This is a genomic window from Micromonospora violae (genome assembly GCF_004217135.1).
Classification (GTDB): domain Bacteria; phylum Actinomycetota; class Actinomycetes; order Mycobacteriales; family Micromonosporaceae; genus Micromonospora; species Micromonospora violae.
The window spans coordinates 3126533-3143692 of the sequence record NZ_SHKK01000001.1 but is presented as its reverse complement, the minus strand read 5'-3'; the positions used below and the strand labels follow the sequence as shown (position 1 = coordinate 3143692).

The 17160-nt window shown below is 69.6% G+C and carries 14 protein-coding genes and 1 pseudogene; all 15 read left to right on the top strand.

The annotated features are described in order from the left end of the window. Positions 1-137 precede the first annotated feature (137 nt). The 15 genes and pseudogenes from EV382_RS13930 to EV382_RS13860 all read left to right on the top strand — a co-directional run bounded on the left by EV382_RS13930 (position 138) and on the right by EV382_RS13860 (position 16963). A complete protein-coding gene (locus EV382_RS13930) occupies positions 138-2876 on the top strand; it encodes a Clp protease N-terminal domain-containing protein (RefSeq protein WP_130402125.1) in 2739 nt (912 codons plus the stop codon). After that, positions 2873-3211, top strand: coding sequence for a CATRA system-associated protein (locus EV382_RS13925; RefSeq protein ID WP_130402123.1), 339 nt, complete (start codon positions 2873-2875; stop codon positions 3209-3211). Before EV382_RS13930 ends, EV382_RS13925 begins: the two co-directional genes overlap by 4 nt. Further along, positions 3204-4667, top strand: coding sequence for a CATRA conflict system CASPASE/TPR repeat-associated protein (locus EV382_RS13920; RefSeq protein WP_130402121.1), 1464 nt, complete (start codon positions 3204-3206; stop codon positions 4665-4667). The genes EV382_RS13925 and EV382_RS13920 overlap by 8 nt, the downstream gene beginning before the upstream one ends. Further along, complete coding sequence (locus EV382_RS13915) at positions 4664-5503, top strand: effector-associated domain EAD1-containing protein (RefSeq protein ID WP_244236678.1); 840 nt, start codon at positions 4664-4666, stop codon at positions 5501-5503. Before EV382_RS13920 ends, EV382_RS13915 begins: the two co-directional genes overlap by 4 nt. A gap of 250 nt (positions 5504-5753) precedes the next feature. Beyond that, a complete protein-coding gene (locus tag EV382_RS32720; protein ID WP_165435787.1) occupies positions 5754-6167 on the top strand; it encodes a hypothetical protein in 414 nt (137 codons plus the stop codon). After that, a complete protein-coding gene (locus tag EV382_RS13905; protein ID WP_244236677.1) occupies positions 6164-7177 on the top strand; it encodes a HesA/MoeB/ThiF family protein in 1014 nt (337 codons plus the stop codon). The genes EV382_RS32720 and EV382_RS13905 overlap by 4 nt, the downstream gene beginning before the upstream one ends. A gap of 38 nt (positions 7178-7215) precedes the next feature. After that, a complete protein-coding gene (locus EV382_RS13900; RefSeq protein WP_130402115.1) occupies positions 7216-8712 on the top strand; it encodes an effector-associated domain EAD1-containing protein in 1497 nt (498 codons plus the stop codon). Beyond that, complete coding sequence (locus EV382_RS13895; RefSeq protein ID WP_130402113.1) at positions 8712-9701, top strand: JAB N-terminal domain-containing protein; 990 nt, start codon at positions 8712-8714, stop codon at positions 9699-9701. Before EV382_RS13900 ends, EV382_RS13895 begins: the two co-directional genes overlap by 1 nt. Continuing rightward, positions 9698-10552, top strand: a complete 855-nt coding sequence (locus tag EV382_RS13890; RefSeq protein ID WP_130402111.1) for a hypothetical protein — start codon at positions 9698-9700, stop codon at positions 10550-10552. The genes EV382_RS13895 and EV382_RS13890 overlap by 4 nt, the downstream gene beginning before the upstream one ends. A 74-nt stretch (positions 10553-10626) precedes the next feature. After that, positions 10627-12606, top strand: coding sequence for an ATP-binding protein (locus EV382_RS13885; protein WP_208758408.1), 1980 nt, complete (start codon positions 10627-10629; stop codon positions 12604-12606). 5 nt (positions 12607-12611) lie between these two features. After that, entirely contained in the window at positions 12612-13799 is a 1188-nt protein-coding gene (locus EV382_RS13880; protein ID WP_130402107.1) for an AAA family ATPase, read from the top strand. After that, entirely contained in the window at positions 13792-14364 is a 573-nt protein-coding gene (locus EV382_RS13875) for a hypothetical protein (RefSeq protein WP_130402105.1), read from the top strand. Before EV382_RS13880 ends, EV382_RS13875 begins: the two co-directional genes overlap by 8 nt. A 14-nt stretch (positions 14365-14378) precedes the next feature. Next, a complete protein-coding gene (locus EV382_RS13870; protein ID WP_244236947.1) occupies positions 14379-15941 on the top strand; it encodes a hypothetical protein in 1563 nt (520 codons plus the stop codon). Positions 15942-15981: 40 nt separating this feature from the next. Beyond that, positions 15982-16197: pseudogene (locus EV382_RS13865) on the top strand (transposase); the annotation flags it as partial. 61 nt (positions 16198-16258) lie between these two features. Next, a complete protein-coding gene (locus EV382_RS13860) occupies positions 16259-16963 on the top strand; it encodes a hypothetical protein (RefSeq protein ID WP_165435786.1) in 705 nt (234 codons plus the stop codon). The last annotated feature ends 197 nt before the right edge of the window (positions 16964-17160 follow it).

The following is a 17160-nucleotide window of genomic DNA, read 5'->3' as shown; positions in this document are numbered from 1 at the left end:
TCGGCCCCGGCTGTGCACTCAGAAGGGACCGGCCCATCGGAGGAGTGCACGGTGTCGTTACCCAACTACCATCCGTGGAACGGGCTTGGGTGGCGTCCACTGCGGAGCATGTTCGCGAGGATCCGGAGGTCGGCAGGATGTTCGAGCGGTTCACCGACCGAGCGCGGCGGGTCGTCGTCCTGGCCCAGGAAGAGGCCAGAGGGCTCAACCACAACTACATCGGGACGGAACACCTCCTGCTCGGTCTGCTCCACGATACCGAAGGCGTCGCCGGGATGGCTCTGGCGCGCTGCGGGGTGTCCCTGGAGTCAGCCCGTAGGTGGATCGAGGAGATGATCGGAATCGGTGTGGTATCACCAGGCGGGCACATCCCGTTCACGCCGCGTAACAGAAGGGTGCTTGAACTCGCCCTGCGTGAGGCACTCCATCTGAGACATTCCTATATCGGCACCGAACACCTCCTACTGGGTCTGATCCGCGATGGGGAGGACGTCGGCGTCCAAGTCATAGCCCGGCATGGCGTCGATCTGCGCCGGCTCCGCCTCGAGGTGATCGAGCTTCTCGACGAGCGTGAGTCTGGCACCGGCGAGCAGCGTTCCACGCCTGCTCAGCAGCCTCCGGCCGCCGAGCGGACGCCGGGCGCCCCGCCGCGGTCCGTGACGACTGGTGGCGTGTTCGAGCGGTTCACCGACCGAGCGCGGCGGGTCATCGTCCTGGCCCAGGAAGAGGCCAGGATGCGCAACCACGACTACATCGGCACCGAGCATCTCCTCCTTGGCGTGATCGGTGAGCGCGAAGGCCTCGGGGCCACCGCGATTGTTCGCCAGAACGTCGCCCTGGAGTCCCTACGGATGCACATCGAGGAGATCATCGGCCGGGGGCAGAGTCAGGTGAGCGGTCATATCCCGTTCACACCCCGCTCGAAGAAGGTGCTCGAGCTCTCCCTGCGTGAGTCACTTGAGCTGGGCGACACCTATATCGGGACCCAGCACATCCTGGCCGGGCTGATCAGCGAGGGAGAGGGCGTGGCCGCGCTGCTGCTGACCCGCTTCGGCGTTACTCGGGACGCCACACGTTCGGCGGCATCACAGCTGCTCGACGAGGCTGAGACCGGGGCTCGGGAGACAATCCCGAGTCCGCGGAGCTTCAGGAGCGGTCATTTCGAGCGGTATACCGCCGGCGCACGCCGGGTTATCGTCCTGGCCCAGGAAGAGGCTCGGCTTCTCCACCACACCCACATCGGCGTGGAACACCTGCTGCTCGGCCTGCTCCACGAGGGCCAAGGCGTCGGTGCCCGCAGCCTGATCAGCCTGGGCGTCACGCTGGAAAACTTCCGGCTTCAGATTGACGAGGTCACCGACCGCGGCCCCACCGAGCCGACCGGGCACATCCCGTTTCACTCCGGCACGAAAGACGCGCTGTTCGCTGCCGAGGACGAGGTACAGCAACTCGGCGTCGAGCACATCGACACCGAGCATCTCCTCCTCGGAGTGACCCACGTCGGCGACGACATAGCACTTCCCGCGCTGCTCCGACTCGGTGTCGACTACCAGCGCATCCGCCGACAGGTCATGCAAACCCTCGCTCAGAACCAGGGGATAGCGCCGGCTGAGCCCGCGGAGACGGCCGCGACGTGCGGCGACGCCGTCGAGAAGTGGGCGCGACGGCAGGCCGGCTCGGTGGCGCGCGGCCCTGACCAGTTCGCCGACATCTTCGCGGTCGTGTCGGGGCTGGTATTGCTCGGGCAGTCCGGCGTGTACCTTCCGCTCGGCTTCGTTGCCGACGTGGTGCGGCTCACCCACTGCGCATCCCGGCCCGACGAGCGCCTCGCTGCCGTACACGCGCTCCCGGACATCCGGCGGCTCCGCGAATTGAACTGGCCGCCGGCGGCACGGGTCGGCTTCGCCGCGCTGCTCGGGGCCGACGCTCCGCCCGATCCCGGCGATGTCCCTCCGCCGGTCTCGGCGGCCGAACTGCGGTCGTCGCTCATCCGCGCCATCAGCCTGCCCGAATCGGACCTGGAACCCGTGCTACCGGACACCGGCGTCATCCTGAACGCCGGCCGTCGCGTCACCGATGGCACGGTCACCGGCCTGCTGGTGGTCGGGCCGGGCTCGGTCGCGGTGGATCCCGCCTTGCCGCTGCGGATGCGGCAGGACTCGGTCGCGCTGCCCGCTCTCACCGGACCGCAACGGAGCCTCCTCGAATGGTCCGGTGCCCGTCCGGCGGTCGAGGCCCGCTCCCGGAGCGGGTCCACCGCCCGGGGGCCCGGGATGACCGGGGTCAGCCGGCGCGGGCAGCTCACCAACCTGCTTCCTTCGCAGCTGGCGCTGCCGCCGGAGCTGCTGGTGCACCGGTTCGCCGAACGCAGCCTGCTCTATCGGCTGCACGAAACGCAGACCGAACCGCCGCTCGGCTCGGTGCGGATCGTGCTGGACACCAGCCCGCCGACGTTTGGGTCCGTCGGCGTGGTGCTCCGTATCGTGGTGCACGCGGTCGTCTCGACGCTCTGGTCGGCGCGCCAGGTGCCGACGCTGGTCTTTCTCGACCAGCCGGCCGTCGAGATTACCGTGCACAAGCCGTCGGACCTGGGCAACGCCTGGGCCCATTACAGCCTGGACCCGGCCGACGTGTCCGCGGCGCTTGCGTCCTGCCAGCGTGCGGACCGCCCGTCGGTACTACTCACTCAGCACCACCTGGTGGCTGACCACGCGATCACCGGCACGCCCTGGTTGCGGCTGATCACCGCGCAGCTGCCCGGAGACGCGCCGGCGAATCCGGCCGTCCGGCCGTTCCACACCCACCTCAGCGATCAGCCCAGCGAGACCGAGCTCGCCGCCGCCGTCTGTACAGCCCTCGCCCTGGAAACCCGATGACGACAGCGCGCGAGATCATCTTCCGGGCGGTTGCCGAGGAGACCGACCTGCTGCTCTCCAGGGTTGAGACCTGGCAGCTGCCGCCGGACCGATGGCCGGCCGTCGACGCCGCGCTCGCCGAGGTGGCCGGCGCGATGGCGGCCGGCGACGCGGCCGCTCTGCGGAGCGCGGCCGCGTTGCTCGAGTCCACCGGGCCCGGACGCATCACCCGGCTCGGCGCGGAGCCGCCACAAGGTCCACCACCGCCGATACGTGATCGGATCGTTCGGATCGCGCACCGTCGTAGCGAACCGCCTCCTCCCTCGCCCGAATCGGAATCCGATGGAAATGACTGAACGGCAAGCAGTGCTTCAGCTGTTCGCGCCGCTTGACGGCCCGGACGCGGCCGAGGCCTACCGACAGGTGGGCACGGTGTGGCAGCGGTGCGCCACCACGTTGGACATCACCGAGCCTGCTCTCGGCCTGCCCGCCGGTCTGCCGCCGGAGGTCCCCCGGCTCGTGACTGGCCCCCTTGCCGCCGCGTCTGGCCCTGGACCGGGGGTCATCCAGGCGTTTGTCGGGTGCGAAGCCGGGGTTCTATGCCTGTCGGTGGCGAACGCGCCGCAGTTTCCGGCCAGCCCGTGGGCGGATCTGGCCGTCGTGTGGGACGACCTCCTGACCGGCGTCGACGCGGGACTGTTGGGCACTGTGCGACTTTATGTGGGTTTTTATCCGTTGGGAGTGACCGAGTCGTCGATCGGGGCCGCAGCGCGGGAGGCCCTGCCGGAGGCATGCCATCGGTGGCCGGCGCCGACACGGGTCGCCAAACATCGGCTGGTGTGGGAGAGCGGCGCGGGCGAGGACGGGCGGGCCGACCGGACCCTGGTGGTGGCGGCACCGATCGGCACCGACGAGACGCTGAGCGCGTGGCTGTTCAGTCCCGGGGCTGGCGCCCGCGCACCGCTCACCCGATACCTCGTCGACGCGGCGAAGGTACACGCATTGGCGCGTGTGTGGCGCGACGAGCGCCGCACGATCGATCTGCTGGCCCGCGCGGACAACGGGATCGACCGGCTGCTCGACGTGCTGGGCCCGGCCGCGACGGAAGAGGAACTGCGGGCCGCACGGGGGAAGGTGGTGATCACCCAGGCGGAATCGGCCGGGACTGTCGACACACTCGCCTGGGTCCGCCGCGCCGGGCAGGCCGCGACGGCGGCCGCCGCGAACCTGACGGCGGCCCGCGGTGCTCATCTGGACGGTGCTGCGCCGGCTGGGCCGTTCGCCGACGACCTGGCCTTGGCCGAGAGCCTGCGGGCACACCTCGACGACGACCTGATCCACCTCACCATCACCCGGGACCGGGCGCAGCAGCTCACCGACCTGGCCGGCAGCGTGTTGGCAAGCCGGCTGGAGGAGCGGCAGGAGGCGAGCCGGCGGCGCATGGAACGTTTCGGGCTGCTCCAGGCGGCCCTGATCGGTGCCGTCCTGATGGGATTGACCGCGATTCAGTCGCTCCAGTACGCCGTACCGATGCCGAACTCGGCGAAGCCGGCTCTGGTCGCGTCGCTCGGCGCGTTCGCCCTCTACCTGGCGGCGATCTCGATCCGGCTGGTGCTGCCGGCGGGCGCCTGGCTGGCGGACGCGGCGCTCGCGCTCGTGTCCGGGTCGGTGCTGTGGCTGGCCGCCGCCTGGATTTCCCGCCAGGCGTTCGGCACGGTGCTGCCGGGCCGGTTCACGGCGCTTGCCTTCGGGGTCGGCGTGGCGGTTGCCGCGATAACCGCGATCACCCGACACCACCGGAGGGCCGCATGAACGAGGCATTCAGCGAACTGGAGCTGGCCGCGCTCGCCGAGGCCTACCCGCTGGGGCCGCCCGCCACCGTCCTGCTGGAGCGGGCCGGCTTCCCCCGAGCCCATGTCCCCAGCATGATCGGCGTGTCCGCCGCAGTCTTCTGGCGGCTCGTCAACGCCGAAATCGCCGCCGGTGTGCTGGAGAACGGGAGCGAGCGCATCCTGAAGATCGCCGAGGCGCAGTATCCGGCGAGCCCGATCTTCGGATCGACCGGAATCCGCCGCGTCATGCTGGTCGGCGCCGCACCCGACGGCCTGCCCGCGATGCGGCCGGACCGGGATCTCGCCGAGGCGGTGCGGGCCGTCGAGCGCGCTGGGATCTCAGTGACCTACCGTCTCGCCGCCGACGTCACCGACCTCGACGTCCTCGGGGTCGAGCGGCCCCACCTGCTGCACCTCGCCTGCCACGGCGACGGCGAGTTCCTGATCTTCGAAGGGCCGTCCGGTCCTCGGCCCGTTGCCATCGACGACCTCCTCGGTCTGCTTGACGGGTATGCGCGGACCAGCCGGCATCGGCTGCGCGGCATCTACTTGGCCTCGTGTGACGGCGCGGCCCAGGCACAACGGTTCCTGTCCGTCGCCGATCGGGTGGTCGCGTTCGCCGGGGAGCTTGCCGACGGGTGCGCGCCGGCGTTCACCGCCCACCTGTATCGCGCGCTGATCACCGCCAAAGACCTGCACGAGGCGGCCGGCCTCGCACTCGACCGGATGACCTCGGTCCAGCCGTCGTGCCGATGGCTGGCGAACCGCTTGATTGCGCTGCCGAGGAGGACGAGTCTCAACAGGACGGACGGTTGATGAGTTTCACCCTCCGTCATTCGACGATGGCTTGAAGTCATATACCGTTGCGGACAACCGAGTGGGGTGGGCCCTGAACTCGCATGATGAGGAAGCGGACTTCGAGGCCGGTGTGGCGGCTGCCGTCGACCCACAGCGATACCTTCAGGGTGACGTCAGCGGACTGGCCGTCACCGGACTGCACTCGTGGTGGAACCACCTGTCGTGCGATGGTTGCGGGCACAGCTTCCGCCGGGGCGAGCGCGTAAAGGTGTCCGTCACACCCCGCGCCGCGTACCACGCCGACCTGCCTGGCGAGTGCCCCAGACCGGCCGGCGGCGAGGCGTCCGTCGAACTGCTGGACACCGACGTCGCCGAATTCGCCGATGGAGTGGAAACGGCCTGGCCGGCCGGCCACACCGTGCTCCGGCTCGCGCCCGGCGACTGGCGGGTTGCCCGCCCACCGGCGCCCTTGCAGCGCACCCGTTGCCTGGTCTGCGCCCACACCCTGCGGGTCGGCGAGCGCGTCGTGGTCTGTCCGTGCAGCCCACAACGGCCGGAGTGCGCCGCGACCGTCCACCGTGACCCGGCCGCCGGCCTGACGTGCTGGGAGACGTGGCGTCCGAACGGAGTTGTCGGTGCCTGCCCCATCACCATGGCCCGCCGGGCAGGCGTGCGCCCGTGACCGGCGACGACCGGTACGCCCGGCAGCGTCTGATCCCCGGCTGGGACCAGGACCGGCTCGCCGCGGCCACCGTGGTCATCGCCGGAGTCGGCGCACTCGGTAACGAGGTCGCCAAGAACCTCGCGTTGGCCGGCGTGGGCCATCTGCTGCTCTGCGACCCGGACACCGTCGCACCGTCCAACCTCAGCCGCTGCGTGCTGTTCAGCGCCGCGTCTGGTGATCCGGTCGGCCGGGGCAAGGTCCAGGTCGCGACCGAGGTGCTGCACCGGCTCGCTCCGCAAACCCGGGTGACCGGTCGTACCCGCGACCTGACCACCGGTATCGGCCTGGGCGAGCTGGCGGACGCCGACGTGGTGGTGGGCTGCCTGGACAGTGTCCGGGCCCGCCTGGACCTCCTCAGTCGTTGCGCGCTGGTCGAGGCGCTGCTGGTTGACGGTGGCACCGGGTCCTGGGGCGGTGAGGTGCGAATCCGCCGGACGACCGTAGAGGGCTGCTACGCGTGCACACTGACAACCCGCGAGCGTGGCCGCAGCGATGTGCCGTGGAGCTGCGCCGACGCCACCGGCGACCATGCGGCGGCAGCAATGGTGGCCACCACCGCCCTGATCGCTGCCCAACTCAGCCTCGCCGTGCTGGGCGAGGTCGTCGGCCGGCCGGCGGATTCAGGAATCATTGTCTTCGACGGCGGCACGGGGCAGACCCGGCGGGTGGAGGTCACCCGAGACCCGGGATGCCTGCATCACCGGCCGCTCGGCACGCGGGAGCCGGTCGTGGCGGGCAGTCGGTCCACGGTGGCCGAACTCGCCGCTGAGCTGCCGCCAGGCGCGGAACCACAGGCCTGGACGGAGTTCATCGTGCCCGGCGCGCCCGGTGAACGGCCCCGGACGACCAGCCGGATCCTCGACGCCGCTGGCGACACTCGGCTATGTGACCTGGGCATCGCACCAGCAGAGGTTCTGCCCGTCCGTACGACAGAAGGGGATTACCGGTGGATGAGGCTGAGTTCCTGAGGGAACCGGGCGGACAACCGGATCCCACGGAGAGCGGCGTGGAGATCCCACTGAACGAGGGCGAGCGTGAGGATCTTCTGCGGGAGATCGCGGAGGCGTTCAGCGACGAGGCGGGTGCCGGAAGCGTCCTCAACCTGATCGGCTTCCCCCGAGCCCAGCGCCCCAACTTCGCCGCGCACACGCCCAACCAGTACTGGGCCCTGATCGGGCAGCAACTGCGGCTTGGCGTGGTGCACAACCCGAACCGGCGGCTGATCGAGGCGGCGCTGCGGGTGTACGCGTACAACCCGGTGTTCCGCGGCCTCGCCGTGCGCTACGGCCTCATCGCCACCGGCGGCCAGCCCGCGTCGCCGCCGGCGGCTGATCCCGCGGCTTCCGAGGCCACCTCCGCGCCCGCCGAGACCGCGCCCGAATCATCGAGCGCGACTGAGCCGGCCACCTGCCACGTGATCGTGCGGGCCAGTTCCGAGGATGACCGGGCCGAGGCGACCAAGGCGCTGCAGCAACTGGGCCTGGATCCAGAGGATGTCTGGGCAACCGCGCACGCGGTGTCGTTCCGGGTCAACACGGCCGAAGTGAGCGCCCTGCGGCGCCTTCTCGATCGTACGGACATCGGCTGGACCGTGGTGCCGCCGACGGCCCGCGATTATCTGATCGGTGAGCTGTTCGTGGACGGGCCAGACGGCCGCCGGTTCCGGCTGGTCGACGCCCCCGCTCAACAGACAGTCGGCAACGTCGCGCAGGAGGTTGTCAACCAGTACGGCATCAGCTTCGCCGACCGGGCTCGGCCGACCGTCGTCGATCACGTCGAGGTGGATGGCAAGGGCCGGCGGCTGGATCCGGAGCAGACCCTGCACGACGCCGGTGTCAGCGAGCGCAGTTACCTGCGGGTGGGTTTCCAGGCCACGGCGGGTGCGGTCAACCCGCTGATCCGGCAGGACGCGCTCAGCCGGGCCCGCAACGAGATCTTGGAGGCCGCCGAGAGTCGGCCCGACATGGTCGTCGGCGCGGCGCCGATCACCCTGCCGACCGAGTACCAGATCGAGTTTCAGCAACCGAGCTTCGGGCCACCTGATGTCGCGGGCGGCGAGCCACGCCCGCAGTCGGACCACGTCGTCCTGATTCGGTTGCGTCCCGACTTTCCCGAGATCGCCCCGGTCGCCTACTGGCTGACGCCGATCTTCCACCCGAACATCTACCCGAACTATGACAGCGACGCCGCCCGAGAACGCCCCTACCAGCGCGGACTGGTCTGCCTCGGTGAGCTTGCCGAGGCGTACACACCGGGTCTGCACTTCGGAAAGCTTCTCGAAACTCTGATCGACATGGTCGCCTTTCGCAACTACGCCGTGTTCCAGCCCAGCGGAGACGTTGGCCCGGACGGACGGCCCGAGCTGCTCGGCGACTTTTACGACGCTGCGGCCGCCCGGTGGGTGCTGGCCAACCAGAACCTCATCGTGGCGATGGGCGGCCGCCCGGTGCGACCCGACAGGCCGGCCAAGACGGCCTACCGCAACGTCATCGAGGCTCTCTGATGACCCACGCCGCGGTGGAGCTCTACCGGACCGACACGCTCACCAAGTTCGGCAGTGTCGGGCTGACCGACCTGCTGACACCGGTCTTTGAAGCCCTGCTGGGCCGGCCGCTGGACGGGGCGGAATTCCACCTGACGCTGCTGCCGATCCAGGACCGAACCACCTTGCGTGGCAATCCGACGCTCGTCAACCTGCGCGGCAGCCACGGGTACCTACAGGTCCGGATCCGGCACGGTGCCACGGTGGTCTACCAGCACCCGCACTCGGTACGCGAAATCGTCGGCTACCCGCTGCAGCAGCTGCTCGGCAAGAGCTTTCCTGAGGAGCACGAAATGGGCTTCGGAATCATCGCGGACGGCCTGGCCGGGCTGTCACTGAGCCGCCCCACACCGGCCAACGAGGGAAGTATCGAAATCCAGGCGCGGCGGCGGCAACCGGTGTTCCACCTCGAGGAGATCGCCGAACCTCCGCCTTCGGCGACGGCGGCAAGTCTGGGCGCGCCCGAGGATGACGCCTCCGGGCGGGTGGGAGTCATTCTCACCCGAGAGGTACGCGACCAGTTGCTTTACGACATGGAATTGTCCCGCGAGGTGGAAGAGGGGGGGTTTCTCGTCGGCCGCCCGTACCGCGACTCCGAGCATCCCGACCGTCACATCGTGCTGATCACCGCCGTGCTCACGGCCGAACGGACCGGCGCCTCGCTGTTGCACTTCACGTTCACCGGCGACAGCTTCGTCCGGGTCAGCGAAACCGTGGCGGCCCGACGTCAGTCTGAGAAGCTGGTCGGCTGGTTCCATACCCACCTGTTTCCGGCGACGGTCGAGATGGGGTTGTCCACGATCGACCTGGAACTGCACGCCTCCACCTTCCGGCGCCACTGGCAGATCGCCGGCCTGATCAACCTGCACGGAGACAAGCGCGTGCTGCGGTTCTACGCCGACCAGCAGGGCGTCATCGGCTCGGCGCCGTACCAGGTGCAGGCCGCGTGACCGCGGAGACCACAGCGCGGGCTGTGCTGCGCTGGGCGATCCGCGCCGAGGGGCCGATCCCCAGCGGCGACCTGACGGCGGCGGGCGACCTGGCTACGCCCAGCGAACAGACCCGGCACGGCCTCGCCGTGCTGGCCGCTGCCTGCGCCGCCCGGCTTGGCGCCGGCTCACCACCGTTCGGCGACGACACGCCCGCCGACACCGGCGGTGTGCTGCTCGCCGCGGCGCTCGGTGCCCGCGCCGAGGCCGCCACGCGGCTGGTCGGTCTGGCCGAGCCGCTGCCGATCACCGGGCCGGCCGGCTGGTCGGCGGCGCTCGCCCGGCACGCGATCACCGAACGCGCGCTGGTGCAGGCGGCTCCACTGGCGGAGAGCTTTCTTGCCGTGTCGCCGCTGTCCCGGGTCCTGCACCGGCCCACCCTGGAGGCCCTCGCGGCGGAATCCCACGAGACGGAGATGGCCCTCGCCGGCCAGCTCCTCGACAGGCCCGGCGGTGAGCGGGTCCTCCGGCACGCCTGGGCCGCACCGTCGTCCGACCCGGACGCGTTGCGATGGCGCAGTCTGGTGCTGGACCGGCTGGTCACCAACCGTACGGGCTGGCTTCTCGACCTTTACGTTCTAGCCCGGCTGCGGCACGGGCCGGCCTGGGACCGGCGGATCCGCATCGCGATCCGCGAGGCGAGCCGAATGCGCGCCCGGCCGTCGGATGCGCTCGCCGTTCTGCGGTTCTGGATCCCGCTCGCCCGGCTCGACTGCGACCAGCCCGACCTGCTCCGGTCGCGGCCGCTACTGGACGGTCACCGGCCGGTCCTCGACGCGATTCTGCGTCTCGGCCTCCTGCCGAAGGGATAACCCAGCCGATGCTTACCCTCGCCTTAGCCGCAGTTCACCCCAAGGCCCTCAGCGACCGGTACTCGATCGCGCGAATGGACGAACCGGACCTCACTCTTGGCGACCTGCTGCGGGAGCATCCGGCATTCGGGCTGCAGCCCCTCGACGAGGAACACCTGCAGGTGCCGGTGAAGTCGCTGGCGTTGCGCGTCGAGCCGCTCGGCGCGGCCGCACTGTACCTGCCGCCGGGCATCCCGCTGCCGCTCGCGAGCTCCGAACCGGCGCCGGAACCGGAGCAGGTCGCCCCCTCCGCTTCGGCGCAGCCGGCGGCCGGACCGTCCCTGGGTGTTCTGCCGAACGGCAACCCGGAACGAGTCAGCGAGCGCGAGGCTGTGCTCACCGCCCACCATGTCGAGATCAACCGAGCGGCTGCGTACCTCAACAGCGGGCTGTCGGTGCTCATCCGGTGTGACAAACTGCTGGTCGAACACCTCGTCCGCGAGGTGCCGGGGCGGGCAGGGCGCGAGCCGCTGCTCGGCGAGCTGCCCGCCGTGGCCGTTGGCGACGTGATGAGCATGGGCACCGGCCGCCGGGCCGCGCTGCTGGCCACGCTGGCCCGCATGGTCAGGGAGGCGAAAGACCACCAGGTCGTCGTTGTTCCGCATCTCGACCTGCTGGCCGGTGGCAGCGACGCGGCGCTGACGCTAGAGGGCCGGGAATTGACCGACGTGCTCTATTCGCGCAGTGAGTGCATCCTGCTCGGCTTCACCGACCCGTCGCTCATGGTTCCCGAGGTCCTGGCGAACCGGTTCGGCGTGCAGATGCCGATCGACATCCTGCCCCGCGAGGTGACGACGTCCGGCGGAGGCCGGACCCCGATCGGCCAGGCCCTCGTAACCCGGGAGGAGGCAGACCTGTTCGACGGGTTCGACGCACCGGAGCTGTACAAGCACATCGCCGGCATGAACGCGGTCCGGCTGCGGCATGCGCTGCGCTTCGCCTTCCACCAGCACCGGCCGACGACTGGTGCCGGTTCGGAGCGCCCCCGCTTCACCGACCTCGTACAGGAGTTGCGGGTGTTCAAGGCCCGGGCGTCCAGCTCGTTCGAGATGCCGACGGTGACATTCGAGGAGATCGGCGGGTACGACACGGTCAAGGACGAGCTCAAACGCGCCTTGAAGATCGTCAGCGGCGCCGTCGACCTGCCCGAGGACCTGCGACACGACCTGGTGCCGCGCGGGTTCATCTTCCACGGACCGCCAGGCACCGGTAAGACGCTGTTCGCAAAGGCTGTGGCGAACAAGATGGACGCCACTATCCAGGTGATCTCCGGGCCGGAGATTACCGATATGTACGTGGGTGAGAGCGAGCGCAAGGTACGCGAACTGTTCGCCGAGGCCCGCCGCAACGCGCCGACCGTGGTGGTCTTCGACGAGTTCGACTCCATCGCGGGGCGCCGGTCAGGCCGTAGCGACGGCGGCAGCCGGGCCGGCAACGCGATCGTCGCCCAGCTGCTGACCGAGCTCGACGGCTTCCGTCCCGAAGTGCCGGTGCTGATCATCGGCACCACGAACCGGATCGACATCATCGACGACGCTCTTCTGCGGCCGAGCCGATTCCGCCCGATCCGGATCGACCTGCCGGACGAGCTCGCCCGGCGGGAGATCGCCAAGGTGCACGCCCGGCACTTCGGCATCCCGGTCTCCGACGGGCTGCTCGACCGGATCAGTCGCGCCACGGACCGGATGAACGGCGACGAGATCCGCTCGATCTTCCGCGACGCCCGCGCCGACGAGCTGGTCGGCGAGCCGCGCCGCCGAGCCGACGCCCGCCGGCTCGGCGAACTGGTCGGCGCCCTCCGGCTCGGCCAACAGGAACACGAAATTGACAGCCCCGAGGTAGTGGGCACCAGACCGGGGCGGCGGGCAACCTTCACCGTCCTCACTCCGTTACGACGACCGGCCCGGCGTTCCTCGCCCGAGCGCGAACTGACCGTCATCGAAACCGTTCCGACTGGCGGATCGGCTCCCGTGATCCGGCCGAGTGAGCCCAGCACCGACCCCGAAGAGGAGTAACCGTCGTGACCGTGGTCCAACTCGACCGTGACATCCGGATCAAGGCGGCGACGTACGCGACGCGGCTGGCCGAGGTGAAAACTCAGTTCGTGGACCGGGACGACGTCATCGACATCGTCGCCATGGCCACCCTGTGCCGCGAGCATGCCCTGCTGATCGGGCCGCCGGGCACCGCCAAGAGCAGCGTCATCGACCGCCTGCGGAAGCTGCTCGACGTGCGCTATTTCGCCTACCTGTTGACCCGCTTCACCGAGCCGGCCGAGTTGTTCGGCCCGCTGGATCTGGCGGCCTTCCAGCGCGGAAGCTACCGGGTGAACACCGACGGGATGCTGCCGACCGCACACATCGCCTTCCTGGACGAGGTCTTCCAGGGCAGCAGCGCGATCCTCAACTCGCTTCTCACGATCGTCAACGAGCGGCGGTTCTACAACGGCAGCGAAGCCGTCGAGCTCGACCTGATCTCGCTGTTCGCCTCGTCCAACGAGATCCCGGACGACCCGCTGCTTGCCGCCTTCTCCGACCGGTTCCTGCTGCGGTGCAACCTCGACTACGTCGCCGACGACCTGATCGAGGACGTGCTCGACATTGGCTGGCGCGGTGAACGGGACCGGATCCGCACGGCGGCGGCCGAAGTCGAGCCGGTGACCGCCCGTACCGAGGTGACATTTCCGTTGACCGAGCTCATCCAGTTGCAGAACGCGGTGGCCGATGTCGACGTCAGCGGCGTCCGGGACACCTTCGCCGAGATCCTGCGGACGTTCCGCTCCGAGGGCGTCGTGTTCTCGGACCGCCGCGCGGTCAAGGCCATGAAGACGTTCGCCGCCTCGGCGCTGCTCTCCGGCCGTCCGCGGGCCGAGCTGTCCGACCTGGGGCAGCTGGTGCACCTGTGGACACTCCCGCAGGACGAGGTCTCGATCCGGCGCATCCTCGCCGACCATCAGGTGTCGGTGCTCGAGCGGGGCCGTCAGGTGCGGGACATCACGGAGATCAGCCTCGACGTGCGCCACATCATGCGGCTGCGGGAATCGGCGCAGACGGCCGACGAATGGCGCGAGGTGATCCGGCGGCTGCACCGCCTGACCACCGAGGTGCAGCGGGACCATCCCGCTGGGCAGGAGGTGCTCGGGCAGCTGCAACAGGCCCAGCGCGAGACGGTGGCGGCGTACCGCGAACGTTTCGAGCCGAATGGCTGACCGCGCTCTGATGCTGGCTGCGGCGGAGTGCTACCTGGAGGCCGCCGCCCCCGCGGATGCCGCACGCTGCTTCCTCGCCGCGGGCGAGCCGATACGTGCCGCCGTCGCCTATGTCGAGCAGGCGATGTACCGGGAGGCGGCCGACGCATACCTGTCCGAAGGACAGTTCCTCTGGACCGCTTGGCTCCTGGCACACCGGGTCGACGACATCCAGTCGGCTCGCGCGCTCGTCGAGCAGCGCGGGCAGTTGGACGACATCCGCTGGCAGTTGGTTCGAGCTCGATGCGACGCAGCGCAGGACATACACGCCGAACGCATTCTCCTGGTGCTCGGTGACGTTCAGCGTCTGCAGGCCTGGCCGGATGGCGCCGCCGATCCAATCGAGGAGTGGGCGGTCGCCGTGGCGACGGCCCTACGCCGGCCCGACCAGGCTGCCCTGATCTTCGCGGCCTCGGCGCGCGGGGGGAGCGCCGGTGCGGTGGTGCGCTGGCGCGACTGGTTCAAACGGGAGTACGGCGAAGAACTCGTGCTCCCGCCCGGACTCGGTGAAGGGAATGGCCAGTGACCGGTCCACGACCGATGCAACGCATCGAGCCCTTGAGCCCGGAGCCGGTACCGACCGAGCCGGGCGTCCCGTCGCCGAGCGAGCGGGCGCCAGAGCCGGTCGCGCCGGAGCGCCACGACGTCCTGTTCGCCTGCTGCTTCCCGGCGGCCGCCGGCGCCCTGGCGTTCGTCGGCGTCCTCCGGGCGACCAATGCTGCGCCGGACCTGTCCGTTCTGAGCGATGGTGAGACCGGCGGATGGTGGGTGACCACCGAGGTTGACCTGCAACTCGGGCGGCAGCTCGCCCGGATGGTCTCGGCTGCCGCGTACGTGGCGGCCGGCGATCATCTGCTACCCGACCCCGGCTTCGGCCCGCCACCGGTGGGCGTCTCCGAAACGAAGTCCGCCGTACCGCGGAACACTCTCGTGAGCAGCGACGTCGTGACACTGATCCGGACCGCGGGGGTGCACCGCGTGCCGGTCCGTCCGGTGGAACGGCTCCGAATCCTGCTCGACGGTGCGGCCGCCGCGCACATCATCCAGCGCGCCATCGATCTGGGCCTGAACGTGCGCCACCGGCCAGTCCGCCTCAGTCCGCTGTTCCCCGGCCCGGCTGGCACCACAACCCTGATCGAGCTGGCCGTGTCCGGGCATCGGGGCAACCTGCCTCCGTCCTTGGTCAACGCCCTGACCCGGGATCCGGCCGCGCTCACCTGCCGCATCGCGGGCAGCCAGGACGACCTGCTGATCGAACACACCGTTGCGGCCCCGCTCGACGACCACCTGCTGGCCGGTCTCGTCGATGCCGGAACGTGGGTCCTGGCCGCCTCGCCGTTCGGCTGTCGCCGCCTCGACGCGCTCGGCGAGTTCGCCGACAGCGCCGGCCTGGTCCAGTTGGGCGAGGACTACCCGCTGATCGAGGAGGAAGCGCCGGCCGCGCTGCCAGACCTGCAACTGCCAGCGGTACGGATCGTCCCGCGCCGCACCGAGGGCCAGGCTCTGGACGCCGTGCTGGTCGACGATGCCGAGCTGTCAACCATCCGTTTGCTACTTGAGGGCGATCCGCTGGCCGAAACCGCCCGGATCCTCCTGGGCCGCGACCGGCACCTGCTGATCGCGCCGGGCGGCATCCTGGTGCGAATCCCGGTCGGCCAGCCGCTGTATGCCCTCGGGCCCGGCCCGCTCTATCTGCCTCTTGGTTGTTCGCTGCGCCCCCAGGTGCCGCCGTCAGCCCGTCGCGAGCTGTTCCATGCCGGGCAGAGTCGCGCAGTGGTGCTCACTCCGCGCGGCTGCTGGGTCTTCGATCCGGGCACCGCGATTCCGGTCTGGGCGTTGTGGGTGGGCGAGCTGCCGGAACTGGTCCCCCAGTCGGCGAACGATGACCTGCGTCAGTTGCTCGACGATCTGCGGCTGGACCAGGACCAGCCGGGCCCCAGTGCTCACTCGCCGGACGACGAGGCGGCATCGTGGCACGAACGCGCCATGGAAGCGGAACTTGCCGGGCGCCTGAAGGAGGCGGCCGATCTGCATCGCGGGAACGGATCCCCGCTGCGTGCGGCCCGCCTGTATGAACGGGCGGCGGCGGAAGCTCAACCGTAAATCGCAGCGGTCAGCTGAGGCCGTCGGGTGCACTGTCGATGGACAGCACCTCGACACCTCGATCCACCGCGCCCGCAATGCCGCATACCCCGAGATCCGCGGCTTCGCCGCCGGCCTGACCAGCGACCGCGACGCCGTCGTCGCCGGCCTCACCCCACCCTGGAGCTCAGGCCCGGTCGAGCGCCACGTCAACCGCATCAAGACGATCAAGCGACAAATGTACGGCCGCGCGAACCTCGACCTTCTCCGCAAACGCGTCCGGAGCCGACAACGGTCCGACGCGCCTACCTTGCCTGCGGGCAGCTACTCTCCGCGCCATGAGCAACGTGACCGGGACGAAGGCAAACCGCGAAGAAGAGATCGCCTTCTTAGCTATGGAGCAGGTGCTCGGGGTCGACATCAAGCTCGCGGATGCCGGCACCGGTGACAAGATGCCTGATGGCTCCTGGGCGTACGGCGATGGTCAAGAGCGGCGGGGCGTCGTTGAGGTTACGTCACCCCCTGCCACGAGCCTGATGGCTGATTGGGCTCGCGCCAAGAAGGCAGGGCGCCCTCAGGCTGAGAGTGGGTCGATCCCCCTGCGTCTGAACGAGCTCGCGCAGGTGTGTTCCGAGATGCTCGCGGAGGAATGGGCTTGCGAGAACGTCGACAAACTCCTGGCCCAAGCGGCCGATGAGCGGCACCTCTTCCTATTTGCGCGGGCTTACCAGGACGGTAACTACTTCTACCGACTGTCCGATTCTTACGACGGCGCAGAAGCTGAGCACGTCGATGACATCGTGCTCCCACCGGGGATCTCGGACATCTGGTTCCGGGGCCGGGCACGACGGGATCGTGAGCAACCACTGGGCGCATGGGATCTCTGGTTGGCGAGGTTTCACGCAGAGTCGGGGTGGTACCGCTACGTAGTGCAGATTGAGGAACGGCACCTGCCGCCCACCAATCCGAGTATCGCTGACGATCGGGTTCCCGCGGGTTGGCGAATTCCAAAGGATCGTGCGCTCGATCCGGTCGGTGACTGAGACCGTCAGCGGCGGATTTCAATCACTGAGCTGAGAGCCGCGCTAGATCTCCAGCCACAGTCCGGCCTATCGGTCGAGCCATTCCTTGGCATCCACACGGCGCCGTACCTTCGTGCGGCCGGCCGCGTTGTTGAAGGCTGGAGAGGGACGGACTCGACACGAGCGTTCGGCCACGGGAAGTCGCCACCGGTTGCCAC

Coding starts and splice junctions, on each gene's coding strand:
- EV382_RS13920 (WP_130402121.1), top strand. CDS start 3,204: ATGACTGAACGGCAAGCAGTGCTTCAGCTGTTCGCGCCGCTTGACGGC.
- EV382_RS13870 (WP_244236947.1), top strand. CDS start 14,379: ATGCAACGCATCGAGCCCTTGAGCCCGGAGCCGGTACCGACCGAGCCG.
- EV382_RS13930 (WP_130402125.1), top strand. CDS start 138: ATGTTCGAGCGGTTCACCGACCGAGCGCGGCGGGTCGTCGTCCTGGCC.
- EV382_RS13915 (WP_244236678.1), top strand. CDS start 4,664: ATGAACGAGGCATTCAGCGAACTGGAGCTGGCCGCGCTCGCCGAGGCC.
- EV382_RS13875 (WP_130402105.1), top strand. CDS start 13,792: ATGGCTGACCGCGCTCTGATGCTGGCTGCGGCGGAGTGCTACCTGGAG.
- EV382_RS13895 (WP_130402113.1), top strand. CDS start 8,712: ATGACCCACGCCGCGGTGGAGCTCTACCGGACCGACACGCTCACCAAG.
- EV382_RS13885 (WP_208758408.1), top strand. CDS start 10,627: ATGGACGAACCGGACCTCACTCTTGGCGACCTGCTGCGGGAGCATCCG.
- EV382_RS13925 (WP_130402123.1), top strand. CDS start 2,873: ATGACGACAGCGCGCGAGATCATCTTCCGGGCGGTTGCCGAGGAGACC.
- EV382_RS13860 (WP_165435786.1), top strand. CDS start 16,259: ATGAGCAACGTGACCGGGACGAAGGCAAACCGCGAAGAAGAGATCGCC.